The 20,498-nt window shown below is 66.7% G+C and carries 17 protein-coding genes; 16 read left to right on the top strand and 1 reads right to left on the bottom strand.

The window, feature by feature from the left end; translation table 11 throughout:
* The first annotated feature begins 13 nt into the window (after positions 1 to 13).
* From R9X41_RS17655 to nudB, 16 genes are all read left to right on the top strand, one after another.
* Entirely contained in the window at positions 14 to 1,297 is a 1,284-nt protein-coding gene (locus R9X41_RS17655) for a YihY family inner membrane protein (RefSeq protein WP_318631750.1), read from the top strand.
* A gap of 104 nt (positions 1,298 to 1,401) precedes the next feature.
* Complete coding sequence (locus R9X41_RS17650) at positions 1,402 to 1,857, top strand: CBS domain-containing protein (RefSeq protein WP_318631749.1); 456 nt, start codon at positions 1,402 to 1,404, stop codon at positions 1,855 to 1,857.
* Between the two features lie 24 nt (positions 1,858 to 1,881).
* Complete coding sequence (gene aroC / locus R9X41_RS17645) at positions 1,882 to 2,982, top strand: chorismate synthase (protein ID WP_318631748.1); 1,101 nt, start codon at positions 1,882 to 1,884, stop codon at positions 2,980 to 2,982.
* Between the two features lie 109 nt (positions 2,983 to 3,091).
* Positions 3,092 to 7,006, top strand: a complete 3,915-nt coding sequence (locus R9X41_RS17640) for a DUF3683 domain-containing protein (RefSeq protein WP_318631747.1) — start codon at positions 3,092 to 3,094, stop codon at positions 7,004 to 7,006.
* Between the two features lie 25 nt (positions 7,007 to 7,031).
* A complete protein-coding gene (locus R9X41_RS17635) occupies positions 7,032 to 7,505 on the top strand; it encodes an HIT family protein (RefSeq protein ID WP_318631746.1) in 474 nt (157 codons plus the stop codon).
* 2 nt (positions 7,506 to 7,507) lie between these two features.
* Positions 7,508 to 7,903 (top strand): gamma-butyrobetaine hydroxylase family protein, encoded by a 396-nt coding sequence (locus R9X41_RS17630; RefSeq protein WP_318631745.1) that lies wholly within the window; start codon positions 7,508 to 7,510, stop codon positions 7,901 to 7,903.
* Positions 7,904 to 8,007: 104 nt separating this feature from the next.
* On the top strand, positions 8,008 to 8,739 hold the full coding sequence (ubiE, locus tag R9X41_RS17625) for a bifunctional demethylmenaquinone methyltransferase/2-methoxy-6-polyprenyl-1,4-benzoquinol methylase UbiE (RefSeq protein ID WP_318631744.1): 732 nt from the start codon (positions 8,008 to 8,010) through the stop codon (positions 8,737 to 8,739).
* A gap of 50 nt (positions 8,740 to 8,789) precedes the next feature.
* Positions 8,790 to 9,818: a Tim44 domain-containing protein gene (locus R9X41_RS17620; RefSeq protein WP_318631743.1), complete on the top strand. Its 1,029-nt coding sequence runs from the start codon at positions 8,790 to 8,792 to the stop codon at positions 9,816 to 9,818.
* A 473-nt stretch (positions 9,819 to 10,291) separates the two neighbouring features.
* Positions 10,292 to 11,517, top strand: a protein-coding gene (locus R9X41_RS17615) for an IS3 family transposase (protein ID WP_318630877.1) whose coding sequence is annotated in 2 segments (ribosomal slippage) — positions 10,292 to 10,633 and positions 10,636 to 11,517 — 1,224 coding nt in all. Because the reading frame shifts where the segments join, the coding sequence is not laid out codon by codon here.
* 85 nt (positions 11,518 to 11,602) lie between these two features.
* Positions 11,603 to 12,181, top strand: a complete 579-nt coding sequence (locus R9X41_RS17610) for a hypothetical protein (protein ID WP_318631742.1) — start codon at positions 11,603 to 11,605, stop codon at positions 12,179 to 12,181.
* 12 nt (positions 12,182 to 12,193) lie between these two features.
* Entirely contained in the window at positions 12,194 to 13,768 is a 1,575-nt protein-coding gene (ubiB, locus tag R9X41_RS17605; RefSeq protein ID WP_318631741.1) for a ubiquinone biosynthesis regulatory protein kinase UbiB, read from the top strand.
* Between the two features lie 57 nt (positions 13,769 to 13,825).
* Positions 13,826 to 15,274 carry a high affinity choline transporter 1 gene (locus R9X41_RS17600; protein WP_318631740.1) on the top strand — a complete coding sequence of 483 codons (1,449 nt, stop codon included), beginning with the start codon at positions 13,826 to 13,828 and terminating at the stop codon, positions 15,272 to 15,274.
* A gap of 156 nt (positions 15,275 to 15,430) precedes the next feature.
* Positions 15,431 to 15,775 carry an FmdB family zinc ribbon protein gene (locus tag R9X41_RS17595; protein ID WP_318631739.1) on the top strand — a complete coding sequence of 115 codons (345 nt, stop codon included), beginning with the start codon at positions 15,431 to 15,433 and terminating at the stop codon, positions 15,773 to 15,775.
* A gap of 7 nt (positions 15,776 to 15,782) precedes the next feature.
* Positions 15,783 to 16,415 (top strand): DUF502 domain-containing protein, encoded by a 633-nt coding sequence (locus R9X41_RS17590; RefSeq protein WP_318631738.1) that lies wholly within the window; start codon positions 15,783 to 15,785, stop codon positions 16,413 to 16,415.
* A gap of 31 nt (positions 16,416 to 16,446) precedes the next feature.
* The gene (gene aspS / locus R9X41_RS17585; RefSeq protein WP_318631737.1) at positions 16,447 to 18,261 is read left to right on the top strand and encodes an aspartate--tRNA ligase; all 1,815 of its coding nucleotides are present in this window, start codon (positions 16,447 to 16,449) and stop codon (positions 18,259 to 18,261) included.
* Between the two features lie 29 nt (positions 18,262 to 18,290).
* The gene (gene nudB / locus R9X41_RS17580) at positions 18,291 to 18,755 is read left to right on the top strand and encodes a dihydroneopterin triphosphate diphosphatase (protein WP_318631736.1); all 465 of its coding nucleotides are present in this window, start codon (positions 18,291 to 18,293) and stop codon (positions 18,753 to 18,755) included.
* On the opposite strand, the gene R9X41_RS17575 is transcribed toward nudB, so the two are convergent.
* On the bottom strand, positions 18,756 to 20,411 hold the full coding sequence (locus R9X41_RS17575; RefSeq protein WP_318631735.1) for a response regulator: 1,656 nt from the start codon (positions 20,409 to 20,411) through the stop codon (positions 18,756 to 18,758).
* Between the last annotated feature and the right edge of the window lie 87 nt (positions 20,412 to 20,498).

Below are 20,498 nucleotides of genomic sequence, written 5' to 3'. Positions count from 1 at the left end.
CATCATCGCGACCATGTCCCTGCCGCCATTGCAGGCGCCCTCCCGCGCTCTCCTTTCCGAACAACGCCTGCGTGCCCTGGCTGCCCGATGGCGCCGTCGCGCCCGGGCGCTGGCCACCGACCTGGCTGCGTTTCCCTGGCGCCGCGCGGCCGGCCTGCTGCGCGAGCGCTTCCGAGACGACCAACTGGCGCTGACCGCCGGCAGCCTGACCTTCACCACCATCCTCGCGCTGGTGCCCTTCTTCGTGGTGGCGCTGGCGCTTTTCACCGCCTTCCCCATGTTCGGCAAGATGCAGGAGCAGTTGCAGCGCTGGCTGGTGGCCAGCCTGGTGCCCGAAGGCATCGCGCGACAGGTGCTGGGCTACCTCACCCAGTTCGCCAGCAAGGCGAGCCGCCTGGGCGCGGCGGGCCTGAGCGCGCTGGTCATCACCGCGCTGGCACTCATTCTCACCATAGACCGCACACTCAACCGCATCTGGCGGGTGCGCCGGCCGCGCGGGCTGGCGCAGCGCCTGCTCATCTACTGGGCGGCGATCACCTTCGGGCCTCTGCTGCTGGCCTTGAGCCTGGCCACGACGGCATCGGTCATCACCTTCTCGCGCGAGGTGGTGGGCGCGGTGCCCGGCACGCTGAAGCTGATGCTCAACAGCGTCGAGTTCCTGCTGCTGGCCGGTGGCATCGCCGGGCTCTACCACTTCGTGCCCAACACCCGCGTGCGCTGGGTGCACGCATGGTGCGGCGGCGTGGCAGCCGCGGCGGCGCTGGAGATCGCCAAGAAGGCGGTCGGCGTCTACATCGGCGCGGTGCCGACCTATTCGGTGATGTACGGCGCCTTCGCCAGCATGCCGATCCTGCTGCTGTGGATTTACGTGGCCTGGAGCATCGTGCTGATGGGGGCGGTGGGCGTGGCCTATCTGCCGAGCCTGCTGGCGGGCGCCGTGCGGCGCACCGGCGGGGCAGGGTGGTCGTTCCAGCTGGCGCTGGAAGTGCTGGCTCACCTTCGTGCGGCACAGCGCGCCGGCATGCATGGGCGACATCCGGTGGAGATTGCCCAGACCTTGCAGGTCGACGCGTTGCAGATCGAGCCGGTGATCGAGGCGCTGGTCGAGCTCGACTGGATTGGCGAGTTGCGCGAGGCCCGCGACGGCGAACCGGCGCGCCTGGTACTGCTGGTCGACATGGCCGCCACGCCGGTCGCGCCGCTCGCCGAGCGCCTGCTGCTGGAGCGCAATGCCGGCACGCGCCCGGTCTGGGAGCGCACCGGCATGGCGGGTTTGCGCCTGGCCGACGTCATCTGAAAAGACCGCACGGCGCCGGCGGCCTGGGCTATAGTGATGCGGCCGGTGCCGCTCGAAGCACTGGCGGCGTCCGCACACGTTCCGATCCCGCCAGGAGACCCCCCATGAAAGTCAGCGACATCCTCCGCGTCAAGGGCAGCACCCTTTTCACCGTCGAGCCCGACGACTCCCTGGCCAAGGCGGTCGAGGTCATGTCCGAGCGCGACATCGGCTCGCTGGTCGTCATGGAGCACGGCGATCTGGTCGGCATGCTGACCTTCCGCGAAGTCATCCAGACCATCGTCGCCAACGACAACGCCGTCGGCAGCAAGACGGTACGCGGTGCGATGGACAAGGCGCCACTCACCTGCACCCCCGAGACCGAACTCGACGAAGTGCGCCGCATGATGCTCGAGCGCCATGCCCGCTACCTGCCGGTGCTCAATCAGCGCATGCTGATGGGCGTCATCAGCTTCTACGACGTCGCCAAGGCGGTGGTCGACAGCCAGAATTTCGAGAACAAGATGCTCAAGGCCTACATCCGGGATTGGCCGGAGGACCATGAAGAGCAACCCACCTGAGCGGGCTGGGATAATCGCCGCCCTATGAGCGGCAATACATTCGGAAAACTCTTCTCGGTCACCAATTTCGGTGAGTCCCACGGCCCGGCCATCGGGTGCGTCATCGACGGCTGCCCGCCAGGCATGGAACTCTCCGAGGCCGACATTCAGGTCGAGCTCGATCGTCGGCGCCCGGGCACCAGCCGACACGTCACCCAGCGCAACGAGGCCGACGCGGTCGAGATCCTCTCCGGCGTCTACCAAGGACGCACCACCGGCACGCCGATCGCCCTGCTGATCCGCAACGCCGACCAGCGCAGCAAGGACTATTCGGCCATCGCCGAAACCTTCCGGCCCGGCCACGCCGACTACACCTACTGGCACAAGTACGGCATTCGCGATCCGCGCGGGGGAGGGCGATCTTCGGCACGGCTCACGGCGCCCACCGTGGCGGCCGGGGCGGTGGCCCGCAAATGGCTCGCCGAGCACCACGGCATCGCGCTGCGTGGCTGCATGACGCAGATCGGCGAAGTGCCGATCGGCTTCGAAGACTGGTCGCACGTGCCCAACAACCCGTTCTACGCGCCCGTCGCCGATGTGTCGGCGCTCGAAGACTACATGGACGCACTGCGCAAGGCCGGCGACTCCTGTGGCGCGCGCCTGCGGGTCATGGCGCACGGCGTGCCGGTGGGCTGGGGCGAGCCGCTCTACGACAAGCTCGACGCCGACATCGCCTACGCGATGATGGGCCTCAACGCGGTCAAGGGCGTGGAGATCGGCGCCGGCTTCGACAGCGTCTCCCAGCGCGGCACCTTTCACGGCGACTCGATGCGGCCGGGCGGCTTCGCCAGCAACAACGCCGGTGGCGTGCTCGGTGGCATCAGCACCGGGCAGGACATCGAGGTGTCCATCGCGATCAAGCCGACCAGTTCCATCATCAGCCCGCGCGAATCGATCGATGTGCACGGCCAGCCGGTGGATGTGGTGACCAAGGGCCGCCACGACCCCTGCGTCGGCATCCGCGCAACACCCATCGCCGAGGCCCTGCTCGCGCTGGTGCTGATCGACCACGCACTGCGCCACCGCGCGCAGTGCGGCGACGTGACGCCGCCGGCAGCCGAGCCGATCCGGGCATCGCTGCTCTGACAGACGATGGCGAGCCAGTATTCCTTCCGAGGCGCCAAAACCCCGTAACAGCGCCGATCCAGCCGCGTTCCTAGAATAACGGCCCCCACGCACAACGAGAGCTTTTCCCATGAACGCCCCCATCGCGGCGGCCACGCTGCTGGCAAATGCGGACGGTCCCGCCCGCCTGCGCGAGATTCCCTACAACTACACCTCGTTTTCCGACCGCGAGATCGTGATGCGCCTGCTGGGCGCACCGGCCTGGGACGTGCTGCAGCAGCTGCGCAGCGAGCGCCAGACCGGCCGCTCCGCCCGCATGCTCTACGAGATCCTCGGCGACATCTGGGTGGTGCAGCGCAACCCCTACCTGCAGGACGATCTGCTCGACAATCCGCGCCGCCGCGGCCAGCTGGTCGAGGCCCTGCGCCATCGGCTGACCGAAGTCAGCAAGCGCCGCACGCCCGTAACCGGTGCTGCGCGCGATGCGCTGGTGGGTGAATTGCTCGCCGGCGTCGAGCGCGCCATCGGCGTCTTCGCCGACGACTTCGACGCGGTCGCCGCGCTGCGCAAGCAGGCCCAGCGCAGCCTGGGCAAGCTCACCGCCAAGGACAACATCAAGTTCGACGGCCTGTCGCGCGTGTCCCATGTGACCGACGCCACCGACTGGCGCGTCGAATACCCGTTCGTGGTGCTCACCCCCGACACCGAAGTCGAGATGGCCGGCCTGGTCAAGGGCTGCATCGAGCTGGGTCTCACCATCATTCCGCGTGGGGGTGGTACCGGCTACACCGGCGGCGCGATTCCACTTACCTGGAAGAGCGCGGTCATCAACACCGAGAAGCTCGAGCAGATGACCGAGGTGGAGATGCGCGCGCTGCCCGGCGTCGACCATCCGGTGCCGACGATCTGGACCGGCGCGGGCGTGGTTACCCAGCGGGTGTCGGACGCGGCAGAGCGCGCAGGCTTCGTCTTCGCGGTCGACCCGACCTCGGCCGAGGCGTCCTGCGTGGGCGGCAATGTCGCTATGAACGCCGGCGGAAAGAAGGCGGTGCTGTGGGGCACGGCGCTCGACAATCTGGCGTCATGGCGCATGGTCACGCCCGAGTCGCAATGGCTCGAGGTGACCCGCATCGGCCACAACCTCGGCAAGATCCACGACGCCGACGAGGCCGTCTTCGAGCTCGCCTACTTCGAGGCGGACGGCAAGACGCCGATCCGCACCGAGCGGCTGGTGATCGAAGGCAAGACCTTCCGCAAGGAGGGCCTGGGCAAGGACGTGACCGACAAGTTCCTGTCGGGCCTGCCGGGCATCCAGAAGGAAGGCTGCGACGGCCTCATCACCAGCTGCCGCTGGGTGGTGCACCGCATGCCGGAGCATGTGCGCACCGTCTGCCTGGAGTTCTTCGGCAACGCCAAGGACGCGGTGCCCAGCATCGTCGAGATCAAGGACTACATGTTCGCCGAGCAGAAGCGCTCGGGCGTGCTGCTGGCGGGGTTGGAACACCTGGACGATCGCTACCTCAAGGCAGTCGGCTACGCCACCAAGAGCAAGCACCACGGCGGGATCCCGAAGATGGTGCTGTTCGGCGACATCGTCGGCGACAACCCCGACGACGTGGCGCGTGTCACCTCGGAAGTGGTGCGCATCGCCAACTCGCGCAGCGGCGAAGGCTTCATCGCCATCAGCGCCGAGGCGCGCAAGAAGTTCTGGCTCGACCGCAAGCGCACGGCGGCTATCAGCCGCCACACCAACGCCTTCAAGATCAACGAAGACGTGGTGATCCCGCTGCCGCGCATGGCCGAGTACACCGACGGCATCGAGCGCATCAACATCGAGTTGAGCCTGCGCAACAAGCTGGCGCTGGCCGATGCGCTGGAGGAATTCTTCGCCGCCGGCAACCTGCCGCTGGGCAAGAGCGACGACGCCAACGACATCCCCTCGGCCGAGCTGCTCGAAGACCGGGTCGCGCAGGCCCTGGCGTTGGTCCGGGAAGTGCGCGCGCAATGGCAGGACTGGCACGACCGGGTCGAGACGCTGTTTCCGCAGCTGCAGGACCATTCGCTGCGGGCGAGTTGGCGCACCCAGATCCGCGCGCCGCTGCAGCAGATCTTCAAGGGTGCCTCGTTCGTGCCGTTGCTCGACGAGGTCAACGCGATCCACCAGCGGGTGCTCAAGGGCCGTGTTTGGGTGGCGCTGCACATGCATGCCGGCGATGGCAACGTGCACACCAACATCCCGGTCAACAGCGACAACTACGACATGCTGCAGACCGCCCACGAGGCGGTGGACCGCATCATGGTGCTGGCCCGCGGGCTCGACGGCGTGATCTCCGGCGAGCACGGCATCGGCATCACCAAGCTGCAATACCTCACCGACGCCGAGTTGCGCCCCTTCGCCGACTACAAGCGCCGGGTCGACCCGGAGGGCCGCTTCAACAAGGGCAAGCTGCTGCGCGCCTCGCTCAGCCAGGCGCAGGCCGCCGAAGGCATGGCGCATGCCGACCTGACCGGCAACTTCAGCCTGCTGGCCGACCTGAGCAACGCCTACACGCCGAGCTTCGGCCTGATGGGCCACGAGTCGCTGATCCTGCAGCAGAGCGACATCGGCGACATCGCCGCCAGCGTGAAGGACTGCCTGCGCTGCGGCAAATGCAAGCCGGTATGCGCCACCCACGTGCCGCGCGCCAACCTGCTCTATTCGCCGCGCAACAAGATCTTGGCGACTTCGCTGCTGGTCGAGGCCTTCCTGTACGAGGAACAGACGCGGCGCGGCGTGAGCATCAAGCACTGGCAGGAGTTCGAGGACGTGGCCGACCACTGCACCGTGTGCCACAAATGCGTGACGCCGTGCCCGGTCAACATCGACTTCGGTGATGTGTCGATGAACATGCGCAACCTGCTGCGCAAGATGGGCCAGAAGAGCTTCCGGCCCGGCAACGCGGCGGCGATGATGTTCCTCAACGCCACCAATCCCGAGACCATCAAGCTGGTGCGTGGCGCCATGGTCGGCGTGGGCTTCAAGGCCCAGCGCGCGGCCAACAACGTGCTGCGCGGCCTGGCGCACCTGCAGGTGAAGAAGCCGCCGGCCACGGTGGGTACCGCGCCGATCCGCGAGCAAATCGTGCACTTCGTCAACAAGAAGATGCCCGGCAACCTGCCGAAAAAGACCGCGCGCGCGCTGCTTGACATCGAGGACCGCGACTACGTGCCGATCATCCGCAACCCGCGGGCGACCACGGCGGAATCCGAGGCGGTGTTCTATTTCCCTGGCTGTGGCTCCGAGCGGCTGTTCAGCCAGGTCGGCCTGGCCACGCAGGCCATGCTCTGGCATGCGGGCGTGCAGACCGTGCTGCCCCCGGGCTACCTGTGCTGCGGCTATCCGCAGAAGGGCAGCGGCCAGTTCGACGCGGCCGACAAGATCATCACCGACAACCGGGTGCTGTTTCACCGCGTGGCCAATACGCTGAACTACCTCGACATCAAGACGGTGGTGGTCAGCTGCGGCACCTGCTACGACCAGCTGCAGGGCTACCAGTTCGACAAGATCTTCCCCGGCTGCCGCATCATCGACATCCACGAATACCTGCTCGAGAAGGGCATCACGCTCGGCGAGGGCGGCGCCTACCTCTACCACGACCCCTGCCATACGCCGATGAAGCTGCAGGACCCGATGAAGACGGTGAAGGCGCTGGTCGGCGACAACGTGCTCAAGAACGAACGTTGCTGCGGCGAGTCGGGCACCTTCGGCGTGACCCGGCCGGACATCTCCACACAGGTGCGCTTCCGCAAGGAAGAAGAACTCCGCAAGGGCGAGGCCGCGATCAAGGCCAAGGCTGGCCTGGCCGACGACGCCAACGTGAAGATCCTCACCAGCTGCCCGAGCTGCCTGCAGGGCCTCTCGCGCTACCGCGCCGACCTGCAGAGCGGCCTGCTCGAGGCCGACTACATCGTGGTCGAGATGGCACGCAAGATCCTCGGCGAGGACTGGATGCAGACCTACGTGGCCGACGCCAACCGCGGCGGCATCGAACGGGTGCTGGTGTGACGACGACGATGCGCGAGGCCTCGAATTGAATCTCTCCGAAGTGAAGAAGGTGCCCGGCTGCGCGCTGTGCGAGGGCGATGGCGGCGTGCTGGTCTGGGCCGGTGCGCAGTTCCGGTTGATCCGCGCGGAGGAGCCAGGCTTTCCGGCCTTCTACCGCGTGGTGTGGGCCGACCATGTGGCCGAATTCTCCGACCTGTCGACGGCCGACCGGGCGCTGTGCATGGAGGCGGTGGCCCTCTGCGAACGCACCCTGCGCAGCGAGTTGCGGCCCGAAAAGATCAACCTGGCCGCGCTCGGCAACATGGTGCCGCACCTGCACTGGCACGTCGTTGCGCGCTTCGAGGACGACAGTCACTTCCCGGCGCCGCTGTGGGCTGCGCCGCTGCGCGAGCGCGACACGGCGCACGAGGCGGCGCTGGCTCGGCGCCTGCCGGCCGTCGACGCGGCGCTCGCCACCCGTTTCTCGGCCGCCTTCGCGCAGGCCGCGCTGCCGTTCTGACCATGAAGACGCCTACCGCCATCACCCTGCACGCGAAGTCCCGCGTGCTCGAAGTCGCCTTCGCCGACAGCGCCGTCTTCCGGCTGCCGTTCGAACTAATGCGCGTCTGTTCGCCATCGGCTGAAGTGCAGGGCCACGGCCCGGGCCAGGAAACCCTGCAGACCGGCAAGCGCGACGTGACCATCGTGTCGCTGGAGCCGGTGGGGCACTACGCGCTCAAGCCCACCTTCTCCGATGGACACGAGTCCGGTCTGTTCACCTGGGAATACCTCTACGAGCTCGGCGCCAATCAGGATGCACTCTGGGCCCGCTACGAGCAACGCCTCGCCGAGGCCGGCGTGAGCCGCGACGCCCCCATGCCCGCACGGGTGTCGGGCGGTGGTTCCTGCGGCGTTTGAAGGCTTGCAAAGCCACCCGCCGAGCCCCTTCGCATAGCCTGATTCCCGTGGTGGGTTGCAGGGTATGCCACGCGAAGAGGTCGCAGTCCTCTAGCATCGCCAATATGAGCAGCACCCACTTCGGATTTCAGACAGTCGACGAAACGGAAAAGGCCCGCCGCGTGCGCGGCGTGTTCGATGCGGTGGCGCCCAAGTACGACGTCATGAACGACCTGATGTCGGCCGGCCTGCACCGCGCCTGGAAGGCCTACACCGTGCTCGTCGGCGACGTGCGTCCCGGCCATAAGGTGCTCGACATCGCGGGCGGCACCGGCGACATGGCGCTGGCCTTCTCCAAGAAGGTCGGCAGCACCGGCGAGGTCGTCCACACCGACATCAACGCGGCCATGCTCTCCACTGGCCGCGACCGGCTCATCAACGCCGGCGTCAACCTGCCCACGACGGTCTGCGACGCCGAACAACTGCCCTTCGGTGACGCCGTGTTCGACCGCGTCTGCGTGGCCTTCGGTCTGCGCAACATGACCCACAAGGACAAGGCCCTCGCCGAGATGTGCCGTGTCCTCAAGCCCGGCGGCAAGCTGCTGGTGCTGGAGTTCTCGCAGGTCGCGCAGCCGCTGCGCAAGGCCTACGACTGGTACTCCTTCAACGTTCTCCCCAAGCTGGGCAAGCTGGTCGCCGGCGACGAAGCCAGCTACCGCTACCTGGCCGAATCCATCCGCATGCATCCACCGCAAGAACAACTCAAAGCGCTCATGCGCAATAGCGGCTTCGGCCATGTGGACTATCACAACATGACTGGTGGCATCGCCGCGCTTCATGTTGGAATCAAGTGCTGAGGACCCCTGTGTCCGACATCACGTTCCCTGCATAAGAAGGAATACCCGAGATGATGAAATTGTTGTCCGCACTGCTCGTGGGCGCCCTCCTGCTCGGCAGCTTCGACGCCGAAGCGGCGAGGCGCTTTGGCGGTGGTGGCTCGGTGGGCCGCCAGTCGTCCAACGTGACGCAGCGTCAGGCTGCGCCGCAACAGTCGCCCGCATCGACGCCGCAGAACGCCAACAACGCGGCCGCTGCTCCCGCGACGCCCGCTGCCAACCCGGCCGCCGCCGCACCGCGCCGTCCGTGGGCCGGCATGCTCGGCGGCCTGGCCGCCGGTCTGGGCCTGGCCTGGCTGGCGCATTCGCTCGGCATGGGCGGCGCCTTCGGCCAGATGCTGATGTTCCTGCTGCTGGCCGGCGTGGTGGTCTTTGCGATCAGCATGTTCATGCGTCGTCGCACGCAGAACAATGGCAACGGCGGTTATGCCTTCCAGGGCGCGGGTGGCGGTGCATCGGCCGCGCGCGAACCGGAGCAGTACAACCCGGCCAAGGTCGGCAACGACGCATCGGCCCGCCCGTGGGAAGCCGCTCCGGCCGCCTTCGACGCCCGTCCTGCCACGGCAGCGAACGGCGCTGGCGGTGTGGTGATCGGCTCCTCGCTGGGTAGCGGTACGCAGGCCACGGCGCTGTCGGGTTCGCAGAACTGGGGTGTGCCGGCCGACTTCGACGCCGACGGTTTCCTGACCGCTGCAAAGCGCAACTTCGTGCTGCTGCAGGACGCCTGGGACCGCTCGGACATCGCCACGCTGCGCACCATGATGACCGACGGCATGGTCCAGGAAATCCGGGCACAACTCACCGAGCGCGAAGCGCAGTCCGGCGGCAAGCCCAACAAGACCGACGTGGTCGTGCTCGAAGCCACGCTGCTCGGCATCGAGGACGCCGGCGAGGACTACCTGGCAAGCGTCGAGTTCTCCGGCATGATCCGCGAAGAGCCCTCGGCCGGCCCGAGCCCGTTCCGCGAAGTGTGGAACATGGCCAAGCCGCGCAACGGCAGCACCGGCTGGCTGGTCGCTGGTGTACAAGCACTTCAATAGCCCCCAGGCTTGCCCACTTCGTGTGGCCGCCCACCCCCTCCGGGGGCGACACTGGCGGTCCGGCAAAGCCGGTCCCGCGGTGTCCCACAACGAAAAAGCTCCGGCATGGCCGGAGCTTTTTGTTTATGCGGGGACTGAGCTCGCCCTCAGGCTTGCTTGCTTCGCGTAGCAGCCTAGCCCTACCGGGGCCGGCACTGGCGGTCCGGCAATGCCTGTCCCGCGGTGTCCGACAACGAAAAAAGCTCCGGCATGGCCGGAGCTTTTTTGTTTGTGCGACGGGCTTGAGCTCGCCCCCGGCTTGCTCGCGTCGCGTAGCGGCCTAGTCCCTGCGAAGGGTGACACTGCAGTCGGGCAGAGCCGTCCCGCGGTGCCCCACGGCGAAAAAAGCTCCGGCGTTGTCGGCGCTTTTTTTGTTTACGGTGACCCGTCCTGCCCAGCGTTGACACCTCGACCTTGCAGAAAGGGCATGTGTCATGGAATCAGGGATCAAGCGCACGCAGCGTGACTACACGCTGGCTTTTAAGCTGGCAGTTGTCGCGCAGGTAGAAAAAGGCGAGTTGACATACAAGCAGGCTCAGATGCGGTACGGCATTCAGGGCCGCAGCACGGTGCTGGTGTGGTTGCGCAAGCATGGTCGCCAGAGTTGGGGCGTGGCGGCATCATCGGCAGCCATGCCGTTAAACAAGACCGCCTCATCGCTCACACCCGAGCAGCAGATCAAAGCCTTGCAGGTCCAGCTCCGGCTGGCTCAGGAGAAGGCGCAGCTCTTTGAAGCCGTGGTCGACGTGCTCAAGAAGGACTACGGGGTGCGCATCGTAAAAAAGCCTTTGGGCAAGTCCTCGCGCAAAAGCTCGTCCAAGGACTGAGCGTGAGCAGGGCTTGCCAACACATGGGCATGAGCCGACAGGCCTTCTACCAAGCCAGCAGCCGCCAGGCGCGGCGTACCGAGCAGGCACACGTTGTCGTGCAACTCGTGCGCGACCAGCGCATGCGCCAGCCACGCGTAGGCACGCGCAAGCTCCACTGCATGTTGCGCCAGCCGCTGCAGGACCAGGGCATCCGCCTGGGCCGTGACGCGCTCTTCGATGTGCTGCGTAATGCTGGCTTGCTTGTGACGCCCAGGCGGGCGTACCACAAGACCACCGACAGCCATCATCGCTTCCGGCGGCATCCGAACCTGCTCAAGGCGGGGCCGCAGCAAATCCATGCCACCGGCAGCGAGCAGGTATGGGTGGCCGACATCACCTATTTACCGACCGCTGGCAAGTTCGTCTACCTGAGCCTGATCACCGACATGTACTCCCGCAAGATCGTCGGCTGGCACGTGCATGCAAGCCTGCAGACAGAGGAGGTGGCCCAGGCGATGAAGATCGCCTTGCGGTCGCGCCAGACACGACAGGCCCTGGTCCACCACAGTGATCGAGGCATCCAGTACTGCTCGACCTATTACCAGGAGCTGCACCGACGCCATGGCGTCACCTGCTCGATGACCGATGGCTACGACTGCTACCAGAATGCTCTGGCCGAGCGCGTCAACGGCATTCTCAAAATGGAGTTTTTACTGAACCGCCCGGCCGATCTGCGCCAGGCGCGCCGCGTGGTCGAGCAGTCGGTGCAGATCTACAACCACGAGCGACTGCATACGTCGCTGAAAATGCAAACGCCCGATGCAGTGCACCGGGCGTCGCTGGCCGGCTGAACCGGCATTTTTAAACGTCCGGGGGTGTCAACTCTATTCAGGACGGGTCACGGAGGTCGTGCTTTCGGGGCGCCATAATCCTCGGATGGAAACACCCAAGTCTCCCTTTTCCCTGCTCGACGGCGTCATCGACAAGCTCGGCAGCGTGCAGCCGCCGCGCTGGCTGCAGGAAGAAATCCAGCGACGGCTGGTGCTGCTGCTCAACCATGTTCTGCAGCAGGAACCCGAGGCGATGGCACGGCTGGCGCGGCAGAAGTCGCGCATCGCGCTGCTGCAGTGGCGCAAATTCACCTTGCGGCTGCAGGCTACGCCCGCCGGGCTGCTCGACATCGCACCCGACGGCCAGGTGCCCGACCTCACGCTGACGGTTACCGACGACTCTCCGATCTCGCTCGCGCAGGCCGCGATGCGTGGCGACAAGCCGGCGGTGCGCATCGAGGGCGACGTGCAGTTCGCCGCCGAGATCAACTGGCTGGTCGACCACGTGCGCTGGGACCTCGAAGACGATCTCTCCCGGATCATCGGCGACACCCCGGCCCACTACGTCGCCACCGCCGCCCGCCGCGTCGCCGAGACGCTGCGCGGTTTCGTCGCCCGCAAGGGCGCTCAGCCGGCGCCCGGTGCCGGCACCACATCGCCGCCCGGCGATCGCACCGCTTCCTAGAACCAGGTTTCCATGACACGTTTTCTTCGGGGCCTGGCCATTCTGTGGATCGCCCTGCGCTACGGGCTGGACGAGCTGGTGCTGTCGAGCTTCCGCCAGCCCTGGCTGCGCACCCTGACCCGCATCGTCACCATCGGCCGCAAGCTCGATGCCCCGCGCGGCCAGCGCCTGCGCGAGGCGCTCGAAACCCTGGGACCGATCTACGTGAAGCTCGGGCAGGTGCTGTCGACCCGGCGCGACCTGCTGCCGCCGGACGTGGCCGAAGAGCTCGCCCGGCTGCAGGACCGCGTTCCACCGTTCCCGGTAGAGGTGGCGGTGGCCACGATCGAGCGCGCCTTTCGTCGGCCGATCGACAGCGTCTTCGTGTCCTTCGACCGCGTGCCGGTGGCCAGCGCCTCCATCGCGCAGGTGCACTTCGCGGTCCTGCGCGACCGCAACGGCCATGAACGCGAAGTGGCGGTCAAGGTGCGCCGGCCGGGCATGCTCGCGGCCATCGAGAAGGATCTCGCCCTGATGGCCATGACCGCCGGCTGGGTGGAGAACCTCTCGGCCGACGGCAAGCGGCTCAAACCGCGCGAGGTGGTGGGCGAGTTCAACAAGTACCTGCACGACGAGCTCGATTTCGTGCGCGAGGCGGCCAACGCGGCGCAACTGCGGCGCAACATGTCCGGCCTCGACATCGTGCAGATTCCCGAGATGTTCTGGGACTTCTGCCACCCCGACGTGGTGGTGATGGAGCGCATGAAGGGCGTGCCGGTCAACCAGATCGACCGCCTGCGTGCGGCCGGTGTCGACATGAAGCGCCTGGCGCGCGACGGCGTCACGCTGTTCTTCACCCAGGTGTTCCGCGACGGCTTCTTCCATGCCGACATGCACCCGGGCAACATCCAGGTCAGCATCGACCCGCAGTCGCTCGGCAGCTACGTGCTGCTCGACTTCGGCATCGTCGGCACGCTGACCGAGTTCGACAAGGACTACCTGGCGCAGAACTTCACCGCCTTCTTCCGGCGCGACTACAAACGAGTGGCCGAACTGCACGTGGAGTCCGGCTGGGTGCCGCCGAACACCCGCGTCGACGAGCTCGAATCGGCCATCCGCGCGGTGTGCGAGCCGTACTTCGACCGGCCGCTCAAGGACCTGTCGCTGGGCATGGTGCTGATGCGCCTGTTCCAGACCTCGCGCCGCTTCCAGGTCGAGATCCAGCCGCAGCTGGTGCTGCTGCAGAAGACCCTGCTCAACATCGAAGGCCTGGGCCGCCAGCTCGATCCCGACCTGGACCTGTGGAGCACCGCCAAGCCCTTCCTCGAAAAATGGATGATCGACCAGGTCGGCCCCAAGAAGCTCTTCACCACGCTGCGCGACCAGGCACCACACTACGCCAAGCTGCTGCCCGAACTGCCGCGCCTGCTGCACGAATTTTTGCAGCAGCGCGGTCAGGCCGACCCGCGCCAGCACCAGCTCGCCGAAGAACTGCTGCGCGCCCAGCAACGCACCAACAAGCTGCTGCAGCGCCTCATCTACGGTGGCATGGGATTTGTATTGGGTCTGCTGGCGATGCAGATCGTGATACGCGTACGCATCTTCTGAAACCGGCGGCCTGGCCGCCTTTTTTACGTTTTGCCTGAGTCTTGCGAGGAGCGCCACGTGCTGCTGACCCTTGTTTTCGCCTACCTCCTGGTCACCATCGCCATCGGGCTGCTGGCCGGCCGCCGGGTGAAGAACTCCGCCGACTTCGCCGTGGCCGGCCGCCACCTGCCTCTGGCGATGATCGTCACCACGACCTTCGCCACCTGGTTCGGCTCGGAAACCGTGCTGGGCATTCCGGCGCGCTTCATCGAAGGCGGCTTCAACGGCGTGGTCGAAGACCCCTTCGGCGCCGGCACCTGCCTGATCCTGGTCGGCGTCTTCTTCGCCAGCAAGCTCTACCGCATGTCGCTGTTGACCATCAGCGACTACTACCGCGAGCGCTACGGCCGGGTGGTGGAGGTCGTCTGCTCGCTGATCATCATGCTGAGCTACCTCGGCTGGGTGTCGGCCCAGGTCACCGCGCTCGGCCTCGTGTTCAACCTGCTGTCGGGCGACGTCATCTCGGTGCCGGTCGGCATGGCGCTGGGCGTGGCCTCCATCCTGGCCTACACGCTGTTCGGTGGCATGTGGTCGGTGGCGGTCACCGACTTCATCCAGATGATCATCCTGGTCTGCGGCCTGGCCGTGCTGGCGTATTTCGCGGGCGACATGGCCGGCGGCGCCGGCAAGGTGATCGACTTCGCCACCAGCCGTGACCTGTTTCGCTTCTGGCCCGAACCCAGCCTGCACGACGTGGTGTTCTTCTTCGCGGCGGCGCTCACGATGATGCTCGGCTCCATTCCGCAGCAGGACGTGTTTCAGCGCGTGATGTCGGCCAACAGCCTGCGCGCGGCCACGCGCGGCCCGGTGATCGGCGGCGTCTGCTACATCGTCTTCGCCTTCGTGCCGATGTTCCTGGTGGCCAGTGCGCTGATCATCATGCCGGAGCGCGCCCAGGCGCTATTGCAGGACGACCCGCAGAAGATCCTGCCGACCCTGGTCATGGAGCGCATGCCTTTCGTGATGCAGGTGCTGTTCTTCGGCGCGCTGCTCTCGGCGATCAAGTCGTCCGCCTCGGCCACCCTGCTGGCGCCGAGCGTCACCTTCACCGAAAACATCTGGCGCCAGTTCCGCCCCGGCGGCACCGACCGCCAGAACCTGCGCACCATGCGCGTCACCGTGCTGGTGTTCAGCCTCTGCGTGCTGGCCTACGCCATCGCCAGCCAGGGCACGTCCATCTACGAAATGGTGTCGGGCGCCTACCAAGTGCCGCTGGTCGGCGCCTTCGTGCCGCTGCTCGCCGGCCTTTACTGGAAGCGGGCGACGACCCAGGGCGCCATCGCCTCCATCGCGCTCGGCGTGGGCTGCTGGCTCGCCTGCCTGGCCACGCCGGCGGGCGAGGTCGTGCCTGCGCAGCTCGCCGGTCTGTTGGCCGCGCTGATCGGCATGGGCGCCGGATCGCTGCTGCCGCAGGCGGTCGCCAACCACCGCACACCGCACCGACCGGTGGAAGGCCTTTCGCGATAGCGCGACCGCGCCGGTTCGGCCGACCAGCGGCGGGGATACCGGCCCTTCGGTCATGAGCCGGCGCCTATAATTGCGGGTTTTCGTCCAGGTGGCCGCGAGTCCCGTCGTGCGCCCCGTCAAGTGGCCCTGCTGGGCCTGTTTCGACCAATCCAAGCCATGCCCTTTTACGCCTACAAATGCGAGTCCTGCGGCTTTGCCAAGGACGTGTTGCAGAAGATGTCGGACGCACCGCTGACCGTCTGCCCGCAATGCGGCGCCGAATCCTTCCGCAAGCAGGTGACGGCCGCCGGCTTCCAGCTCAAGGGCTCCGGCTGGTACGTGACCGACTTCCGCGGTGGATCGGGCGGAGGCGCCGGCGCACCGTCGGCGCCGCCCAAGACCGAGACCGAGGGCGGCAACACCGCCGCTCCAGCCCCGGCCACCGGTGCCTCTTCGCCGGCACCCGCCCCGGCACCGGCCCCCGCCCCCGCACCCGCACCTGCTTCCACCAAGAAGGATTGACCCCGGCATGACCGCTCTGCGCAAATGGCTGTTCGCCGGCCTGCTGGTGATCGTTCCACTGGCCATCACCGTCTTGGTGCTGGACTGGATCATCGGCATGCTCGACCAGACCCTGCTGATCCTGCCGTCCGCGTGGCAACCCGATCGCTTGCTCGGCTTCCACATTCCCGGCTTCGGCGTGCTGCTCACCCTGCTGATCCTGCTGGTGGTCGGCGGCATCACCAGCAACTTCGTCGGCAAGAAGCTCGTGCGCTGGGGCGACGCGCTGCTGGGCCGCATCCCGGTGGTGCGCTCCATCTACTCCAGCGTCAAGCAGGTCTCCGACACCCTGTTCTCCGAAAGCGGCAACGCCTTTCGCACCGCGGTGCTCATCCAGTGGCCGCGCGAAGGCGTGTGGACCATCGGCTTCGTCACCGGCTCGCCGGGCGGCGACGTCGCCACCTACCTGCGCGAGGATTTCCTCAGCGTGTATGTGCCCACCACGCCGAACCCCACCGGCGGCTATTTCGTGATGCTTCGGCGCAGCGACTGCATCGAGCTCGACATGAGCGTCGACGAAGCCCTGAAGTACATCGTTTCCATGGGCGTGGTCGTGCCGGTCGGCCCCTCGCGCCCCTCTCCCTCTACCCTGACTGCCTGATTCGCCTTTCATTGGCGCCGGAATTCTTCTCATGGCCATGCGTTCCCACTACTGCGGTCTCGTGACCGAAGCCCTGATGGGCCAAACCGTTTCCCTTTGCGGCTGGGTCAACCGCCGGCGCGACCACGGCGGCGTCATCTTCGTCGACCTCCGCGACCGCGAAGGCTCGGTCCAGGTGGTCTGCGACCCCGACCGCGCCGACACCTTCGCCGTGGCCGAAGACGTGCGCAACGAGTTCTGCGTGCGTGTCACCGGCGTGGTGCGCGCGCGCCCCGAAGGCACGGTCAACGAGCAGCTCAAGAGCGGCCGCATCGAGGTGCTGGCCCACACGCTGGAAGTGCTCAACGCCTCGATCACCCCGCCGTTCCAGATCGACGACGAGAACCTGTCGGAAACCACCCGCCTCACGCACCGCGTGCTCGACCTGCGCCGCCCCTACATGCAGCGCAACCTGATGCTGCGCTACAAGGTGGCGATGGAGGTGCGCAAGTTCCTCGACAGCAACGGCTTCGTCGACATCGAGACGCCGATGCTCACCAAGAGCACGCCCGAAGGCGCACGCGACTACTTGGTGCCGAGCCGGGTGCACGACGGCCACTTCTTCGCGCTGCCGCAGTCGCCGCAGCTGTTCAAGCAGCTGCTGATGGTGTCGGGCTTCGACCGCTACTACCAGATCACCAAGTGCTTCCGCGACGAGGACCTGCGCGCCGACCGCCAGCCTGAATTCACGCAGATCGATATCGAGACCTCCTTCCTGGGCGAAGAGGAAATCCGCGCGCTGTTCCAGAAGATGATCGAGACGGTGTTCCAGAACACCCTGGGCATCGACCTGGGCGAGTTCCCGGTCATGACCTACCAGGAGGCCGCGCGTCTGTACGGCTCCGACAAGCCCGACCTGCGGGTGAAGCTCGAATTCACCGAACTGACCGAGCTGATGAAGTCGGTCGACTTCAAGGTGTTTTCGGGTGCCGCCAACATGAAGGGCGGCCGTGTGGTCGGCCTGCGCGTGCCCGGCGGTGCGCGCGAGTCCGGCGGCATGTCGCGCGGTGAAATCGACTCCTACACCGAGTTCGTCAAGATCTACGGCGCCAAGGGGCTGGCCTACATCAAGGTCAACGACGCTTCCAAGGGCCGCGAAGGCCTGCAGTCGCCGATCGTGAAGAACCTCGACGACGCGGCCCTGGCCGAGATCGTCCAGCGTACCGGCGCGCAGAGCGGCGATCTGATCTTCTTCGGTGCCGACAAGGAAAAGGTCGTCAACGACGCTATCGGCGCGCTGCGCATCAAGATCGGCCACAGTGCCTTCGGCCGTGCCAACGGCCTGTTCGAAGACCGCTGGGCGCCGCTGTGGGTGGTCGACTTCCCGATGTTCGAGTACGACGACGAAGCCGATCGCTGGAACGCGGTGCACCACCCGTTCACCGCGCCCAAGGACGGGCACGAGGACTGGATGGTGACCGACCCCGGCCGCTGCATCTCCAAGGGCTACGACATGGTGCTCAACGGCTGGGAAATGGGTGGCGGCTCGGTCCGTATCCACCGCGCCGACGTGCAGCAGAAGGTGTTCGACGCGCTCAAGATCAGCCCGGAAGAAGCCCAGCAGAAGTTCGGCTTCCTGCTCGACGCGCTGCAGTACGGCGCGCCGCCGCACGGTGGCCTGGCCTTCGGCCTGGACCGCATCATCACCCTGATGACCGGCGCCGAGTCCATCCGTGACGTGATCGCCTTCCCCAAGACCCAGCGCGCCCAGTGCCTGCTGACCCAGGCGCCGAGCCCGGTCGACGAGAAGCAGCTGCGCGAACTGCACATCCGCCTGCGCAACCCGGCGGGCACCACGGCGGCTTAAAAACCGCAGGCGGGGCAGGGCGGTCTACGATGGAACAGCGGCCGCCCAAGATTCCCGAGTCGGTGCTGGTGGTGATCCACACCGAAGCGCTCGACGTGCTGCTCATCGAGCGCGCCGACGCGCCGGGTTTCTGGCAGTCGGTGACCGGCTCCAAGGACACGCCCGACGAATCCTTCGAGGCGACCGCGGTTCGCGAGGTCGCCGAAGAGACCGGACTCGACACCGGCGCGCCCGGCCATCGGCTCCAGGACTGGCACCTGGAAAACGTCTACACCATCTACCCGCAGTGGTTGCACCGGTATGCGGCCGGCGTTACCCACAACACCGAGCACCTGTTCGGTCTGCGCGTGCCGGCGGGCGTGTCGATACGGCTGGCGCCGCGCGAGCACACGGCGGCTGTCTGGCTACCTTGGCGCGAGGCGGCCGAGCGCTGTTTTTCGCCGTCCAATGCCGAGGCGATCCTGATGCTGCCGGCCTTCTCGGTGAAGACCTAGTCAGCCGGCTTCGGCCGGCGCGAGCGCACGCAGGCTGAGGCTGCCCGGCTGGCGATGCCGGTCCTGGGTGATGGCCGCCCGGCGCGGCTGAACGCCGCAGGCGGTACGCAGCATTTCCACCTGGGAACGCAGTTCATCGGCGTCGCGGATCTTCTCGCCATGGCGCACGATCATTTGCAGCGCGATGTCGGCGAGCTTGCCGTTGAGCGTGTCGCGCGCGGCGGCGATCAGGCCTTTTACCGCGCCGGTGGGGTCGCCGTTGAGGCTGAGCGACATGGCTGCCTCGGCCAGCTTGTTGATGCGCGAATGGCTCTGCCGCAGCGTGGTGGCGTAGGCCTCGTGGCGCGCGCCGGCGCTGGCCAGCAGCTCGCCCAGGCTGCGCGAGCCGGCGAAACGCAGGCCGATCTCTTCCACCCAGCGATTCGCGTCGTTCAGGTCGACCGTGGTGCTGGCCAGCACCGACAGCAGGCCGACCAGATTGCAGGCGGCCTCGAAATCGAAGGTGGCCGACCGGATCTCGGCGCCCTGGGCGCGCACCGCGTCGATCGCCTCGGAGAACTGTCGCGCGCGCACCAGTTGCAGGGCGCGGATCACCGAGATGAAGCGCTGCAGGCGCGGATCGAAGGGCGATCGTTCCTGCAGCCGCATGAAATCGGACATGCAGCGGTCGAGGCCCTTGCGGTCGCCGGTCTGCAAGGTGGCGAAACCCAGCAGCACCAGGGTCTGCGGGTCGAACATCTTGGAGTCGCCGCCGACGATGCAGGCCTTGGACAGCACCCGTGACGCGGTTTCGATGTCGCCCATGTAGTAGGCCATCATTCCGTATTTCTGGAGCCGCGCGACCGAGCCCGGCGTGAGTTCGGCGGCCAGCCGGTAGGTGTCCAGGGCCTCGGAGAACTTGCCGAGCTCCACCTGGGCGCTGCCCATCACGTCGTAGGCGTCGGCATAGCTGCTGTCCTCGCCGATCAGGCGGTCGAGCGTGTTGAGTGCACGCACCGTCTGGCCGGCCTCCAGCTGCGCACGCGCCACGCCGAGCTTGGCCCAGGGCAGGGTGCGGGCAGCGATGACGGTCTCGAACAGCACCTTGGCTTCGTCATAGCGCTGGGTGCGCAGCAACAGCTCGGCACCGATGCGCGCCGCATACAGCCAATACGGGCCACGGGCCTCGAAGCGCTCGGTGCAGAGCTGGGCGGCCTGGTCGAATTCTTGCATCTCGATGGCCGAGAAGATCGGCTTGAGATGCGCCTTGCGGACCCGCGCCACGTGCAGCCGCTCGAACAGGGTGACGGGGGTAAACGGCTTGAGCAGGTAGCCATCGAGCGCCGACTCGGCCGCCTCGGCCACGCTGGAATACGAGGCCTCGCCGGTCACCATGAAGAAGACGGTGGAAAAAGGCAGCAGCTGCGCGCGCCGCAGGTCGTCTAGCAGGCCCTGGCCGGATTGCGCGGCGTCGTAGAACTGCTGCTCGCACAGCACGAAGTCGTAATGGCTGTGCTCGAGCTTCGATCGCGCGTCGATCACACGATTGCACTGGGATACCCGGCCGATGCCGTATTCGCGCAGCTGCGACACGAGAATGGCGCGCGAGTTGGGATTGCCGTCGATGACCAGGGCGCGCGCTTCGGAAATCGGGGGCAGTTCGGGACCGTTGATCATGAAGAGGGATGGCTGCGCACGGGCCGGACAAAAAACCACCGATTTGACCGGATGCAATCACCATGCCCATGTAGGACACGGGATTCA

Source organism: Xylophilus sp. GOD-11R (assembly GCF_033546935.1).
GTDB lineage: Bacteria > Pseudomonadota > Gammaproteobacteria > Burkholderiales > Burkholderiaceae_C > Xylophilus.
Note: the sequence above shows the minus strand (reverse complement) of the source record. Positions and strands in the feature narration are given on the sequence as shown.

What these genes read in the sequence shown, in the direction of transcription:
- ubiE (WP_318631744.1), top strand. Translation starts at nt 8,008, where the DNA reads ATGAGCAGCACCCACTTCGGATTTCAGACAGTCGACGAAACGGAAAAG.
- R9X41_RS17620 (WP_318631743.1), top strand. Translation starts at nt 8,790, where the DNA reads ATGATGAAATTGTTGTCCGCACTGCTCGTGGGCGCCCTCCTGCTCGGC.
- R9X41_RS17575 (WP_318631735.1), bottom strand. Translation starts at nt 20,411, where the DNA reads ATGATCAACGGTCCCGAACTGCCCCCGATTTCCGAAGCGCGCGCCCTG.
- R9X41_RS17610 (WP_318631742.1), top strand. Translation starts at nt 11,603, where the DNA reads ATGGAAACACCCAAGTCTCCCTTTTCCCTGCTCGACGGCGTCATCGAC.
- nudB (WP_318631736.1), top strand. Translation starts at nt 18,291, where the DNA reads ATGGAACAGCGGCCGCCCAAGATTCCCGAGTCGGTGCTGGTGGTGATC.
- R9X41_RS17655 (WP_318631750.1), top strand. Translation starts at nt 14, where the DNA reads ATGTCCCTGCCGCCATTGCAGGCGCCCTCCCGCGCTCTCCTTTCCGAA.
- R9X41_RS17640 (WP_318631747.1), top strand. Translation starts at nt 3,092, where the DNA reads ATGAACGCCCCCATCGCGGCGGCCACGCTGCTGGCAAATGCGGACGGT.
- R9X41_RS17630 (WP_318631745.1), top strand. Translation starts at nt 7,508, where the DNA reads ATGAAGACGCCTACCGCCATCACCCTGCACGCGAAGTCCCGCGTGCTC.
- aspS (WP_318631737.1), top strand. Translation starts at nt 16,447, where the DNA reads ATGGCCATGCGTTCCCACTACTGCGGTCTCGTGACCGAAGCCCTGATG.
- R9X41_RS17650 (WP_318631749.1), top strand. Translation starts at nt 1,402, where the DNA reads ATGAAAGTCAGCGACATCCTCCGCGTCAAGGGCAGCACCCTTTTCACC.
- aroC (WP_318631748.1), top strand. Translation starts at nt 1,882, where the DNA reads ATGAGCGGCAATACATTCGGAAAACTCTTCTCGGTCACCAATTTCGGT.
- R9X41_RS17595 (WP_318631739.1), top strand. Translation starts at nt 15,431, where the DNA reads ATGCCCTTTTACGCCTACAAATGCGAGTCCTGCGGCTTTGCCAAGGAC.
- R9X41_RS17590 (WP_318631738.1), top strand. Translation starts at nt 15,783, where the DNA reads ATGACCGCTCTGCGCAAATGGCTGTTCGCCGGCCTGCTGGTGATCGTT.
- ubiB (WP_318631741.1), top strand. Translation starts at nt 12,194, where the DNA reads ATGACACGTTTTCTTCGGGGCCTGGCCATTCTGTGGATCGCCCTGCGC.